At 61.1% G+C, this 4,440-nt stretch carries 1 protein-coding gene; it reads right to left on the bottom strand.

Annotated elements, in window-relative coordinates; all coding sequences use genetic code 11:
* On the bottom strand, positions 1-4,440 hold a 4,440-nt coding region (locus ABD76_RS02355), incomplete at both ends, for a non-ribosomal peptide synthetase (RefSeq protein WP_197253971.1).

Here is a 4,440-nt window from a genome sequence, read left to right as displayed (position 1 = left end):
AGCCGGCCCTCCACTTCCGAGATCTCGATGCGGTTCCCCCGTATTTTGACCTGTCTGTCCAGACGGCCCAGAAATTCCAGATTCCCATCCGGCAGCCAGCGCACGAGATCCCCGGTCCGGTACGCCCTCTCCCCCGGCACGATCGGACTCGGAACGAATTTCTCGGCGGTCAGATCCGGCCGCTTCACATATTCCCGGGCCAATCCGTCTCCCCCGATGTACAGCTCTCCCGGCACCCCGACCGGCTGCCGCTGCCCCCAGCGGTTCAGGACGTAGACCCGCGTGTTGTGCACGGGCCTGCCGATCGGCACGCTGCTTCGCTCCCGCATGCTCTCATCCACCGTGTACGTCGTGGCGAACACGGTCGTCTCCGTCGGCCCGTAGCCGTTGGCTATCCGGTTCGGCCCCAGATATTCCAGCGCCTTCACGACATGCTTCTTCGAGCCCGCCTCTCCGCCGAAGAAGAGCTTCCGCACATGCTTCAGGCAGGTTACATCCCAATCCACGACGGTATTGAACAGAGCCGCCGTCATGAAGGCCGTAGTAATGCGCTGCTCCTCGAATGTCCTCGCCAGCTCCTCGGCGTCCAGCACGCTATGCTTCGGAAGGAGAACCAGCGTCGCCCCGTTCAGCAGCGCTCCGAAAATCTCATACGTCGAGCCGTCAAAGGCATAATTGGACAACTGCAGCACCCGATCCTCGGGCAGCATATCCATAAATCCGTTGCGGATGCTGGTTTTGATCACGTTCCGGTGCGTAATCATCACGCCTTTGGGCGTGCCGGTCGAACCGGATGTGTACATGATATAAGCCGCGGATTCCGCCGGAATGGTCAGGTCCTCCACCGACGCCCGCGTCCCGGCTTCCGCCCGCTGCCCCTCGTCCAGCGGCAGCGTGATGCCCGTGAAGCCGGGCACGGCCATGCCGTCCTGCGCGAGCAGGATCCGGGCGCCGCTATCCTCCAGCATATGCGCAAGCCGCTCGGGCGGAAAGCCCGGATCCAGCGGCACATACGCCGCGCCCGCGGTCAGAATCCCGAGGATGGACTCGATCATCCCGATCGAACGATCCGCTATCAGTCCGACCGCTTCTCCCGTGCCGACTCCCCGCTGTCTGAGCGCCTCGGCCAGACATTGCGCCCGCTCGCGCAGCTGTCCATAGGCGACCTGTTCGCTGCCCCATACGAGCGCCGGATGATTCGGACGAAGCCGCGCCTGCTCCGCGAACAGCTCCGGAATGCTCGCATCGCGCGGATAATCCGCCGATCCGCCCTCCAGCCGGAGCAGCCCAAGCCGCTCTCCCTCGGTGATCAGCTCGATATCGCGGATGCGCGATGCCTCTTGTTCCGCCATCTGGCGCAGAATATGCTCATAATGCGCTAGCATCCTCTCTATGGTTCTTGGCAAGAACAAGCTGCGGTTATATTCCACGGTAACGGATAACCCGTCACTCGTCTCCACCGCCCCCCATGTCATATCGAACTTGGGTTCCCGGGTTCCGGCATCCAACTGGCGTACATGCAGTTCCGTATCCGTGAACGAAAATTCCTCTATATTTTGCAATATGAACAGGGTATCAAAGAGAGGATGCCGGCTTGCATTTCTTGGCACATTCAATTTCTCCATGAGCTCTTCCAGCGGATACATGCCATGCTCGAAGGCGTCAAGCAGTCGATCCCTGACCTCGCCGATATAAGAATGCAGCTCCAGATCTCCCCGCGGCGCAAGCCGAAGCGGCAGCGTATTGACGAACATCCCCACGATTTCTGCCGCATCCGCATGCTGGCGGCCGGAGATGGGCGTGCCGATAATCATGTCTTCCTCTCCCGAATACTTGGACAGCAGAATCGAGTAGGCTGCGAGCAGCACGGCAAAGAGGGTCGTGCGGTGAGTGGCAGCAAGCTCTTCCAGCAGACGGGTGAATTCCCTGTCTAGCCGAAGCCGGGCTTCCGCTCCTTCCAATGCCTCGTTCCCGGAGCGGGAAGCATCGTAGGGAAGCCTCAATGCCGGAAGTTCTCCCTGGAGGAGATCCAGCCAGAACTTCTCGTTCTCACGGTACATGCCGCCTTGCTTCTGCCGCTGCTCCCATACGGCATAATCCTTATATTGTATAGAGACGTCCGGAAGCTCCTGTCCTTCGTAGAGCTGAAATAGCTCTCTCATCATAATTCCGGTCGATATGCCGTCAGAGATGCTATGGTGAATATCGATGGCAAGCAAATGCCGCGCTGCGGACAACCGCAGCAGTCCGGCACGGAAAAGCGGCGGTTCAGAGAGATGAAACGGGCGGACAAAGGAAGCGATATATTCCTCCGTCCTCGCACGGATCCCGGCCTCATCTTCTTCCGCGTCTCCCGAATATTCGGCTTGCTCCAGGTGAAAGCGCAGTTCGTCGGCGGGCCATATCTTTTGCCTCAGTTCTTCCCCGACGATGGCAAAGGTGGTACGCAAGGATTCGTGCCGGGAAATCAAGGAGGCAAATGCCTTCCGCAGCCGGCCCTCATGAAGCTGGCCGCGAAGCTCGAAGGCCATCGGCATATTATAGCTGATCCCTTCCTTATCCAGCTGCTGAATGTAGTACAGCCTCCATTGGGCGGAGGAGACCGGATAAGTATCTTGCTTCGGAGCAGGCATCAGCGACACGTGCATATCGCGCCCCTTTTCCTGTTGTATCAGTCCGGCTTGCTCTTGAACGGTAGGGCGGGCAAACACGTCTTGAAGCGACAGCTTCACATTAAACTCCTTGTGAATTCGAGCAATAAGCGTCATCGCCTTCAGCGAGTGGCCGCCAAGCGCAAAAAAGTGATCGTTGACGCCGACCTGGCGGACGCCAAGAAGGTCCGCCCAAATCTCAGCAAGCCGGTGCTCCATCTCGTTCGCCGGCGCTTGGCAATCCCCGCTTCCCAGCCGCTGGTGCGCGGGCAGAGAAGCGAGGTCCACCTTCCCATTGCCTGTGAGCGGAAGCTTGTCGAGAAGCGTGAAGCTGGATGGCACCATGTATTCCGGAAGCAGCCGCCGCAGACGCTCGCGAATAGAAGTCGCCAGCCCGTTCCGCTCCGCAACCGCCGGAACGACATAGGCCGCAAGGAAGGAATGCCCCTGCTCGTCCCGGCCCGAAACGACGGCAGCCTCCTGCACCTCCGCCAGCGAGCGAAGCCGGCCCTCCACTTCCGAGATCTCGATGCGGTTCCCCCGTATTTTGACCTGTCTGTCCAGACGGCCCAGAAATTCCAGATTCCCATCCGGCAGCCAGCGCACGAGATCCCCGGTCCGGTACGCCCTCTCCCCCGGCACGATCGGACTCGGAACGAATTTCTCGGCGGTCAGATCCGGCCGCTTCACATATTCCCGGGCCAATCCGTCTCCCCCGATGTACAGCTCTCCCGGCACCCCGACCGGCTGCCGCTGCCCCCAGCGGTTCAGGACGTAGACCCGCGTGTTGTGCACGGGCCTGCCGATCGGCACGCTGCTTCGCTCCCGCATGCTCTCATCCACCGTGTACGTCGTGGCGAACACGGTCGTCTCCGTCGGCCCGTAGCCGTTGGCTATCCGGTTCGGCCCCAGATATTCCAGCGCCTTCACGACATGCTTCTTCGAGCCCGCCTCTCCGCCGAAGAAGAGCTTCCGCACATGCTTCAGGCAGGTTACATCCCAATCCACGACGGTATTGAACAGAGCCGCCGTCATGAAGGCCGTAGTAATGCGCTGCTCCTCGAATGTCCTCGCCAGCTCCTCGGCGTCCAGCACGCTATGCTTCGGAAGGAGAACCAGCGTCGCCCCGTTCAGCAGCGCTCCGAAAATCTCATACGTCGAGCCGTCAAAGGCATAATTGGACAACTGCAGCACCCGATCCTCGGGCAGCATATCCATAAATCCGTTGCGGATGCTGGTTTTGATCACGTTCCGGTGCGTAATCATCACGCCTTTGGGCGTGCCGGTCGAACCGGATGTGTACATGATATAAGCCGCGGATTCCGCCGGAATGGTCAGGTCCTCCACCGACGCCCGCGTCCCGGCTTCCGCCCGCTGCCCCTCGTCCAGCGGCAGCGTGATGCCCGTGAAGCCGGGCACGGCCATGCCGTCCTGCGCGAGCAGGATCCGGGCGCCGCTATCCTCCAGCATATGCGCAAGCCGCTCGGGCGGAAAGCCCGGATCCAGCGGCACATACGCCGCGCCCGCGGTCAGAATCCCGAGGATGGACTCGATCATCCCGATCGAACGATCCGCTATCAGTCCGACCGCTTCTCCCGTGCCGACTCCCCGCTGTCTGAGCGCCTCGGCCAGACATTGCGCCCGCTCGCGCAGCTGTCCATAGGCGACCTGTTCGCTGCCCCATACGAGCGCCGGATGATTCGGACGAAGCCGCGCCTGCTCCGCGAACAGCTCCGGAATGCTCGCATCGCGCGGATAATCCGCCGATCCGCCCTCCAGCCGGAGCAGC

Origin of the sequence: Paenibacillus dendritiformis (assembly GCF_015845845.1) — a bacterium.
GTDB lineage: Bacteria > Bacillota > Bacilli > Paenibacillales > Paenibacillaceae > Paenibacillus_B > Paenibacillus_B dendritiformis_C.
This window is presented reverse-complemented; position numbering and strand designations above follow the sequence as displayed.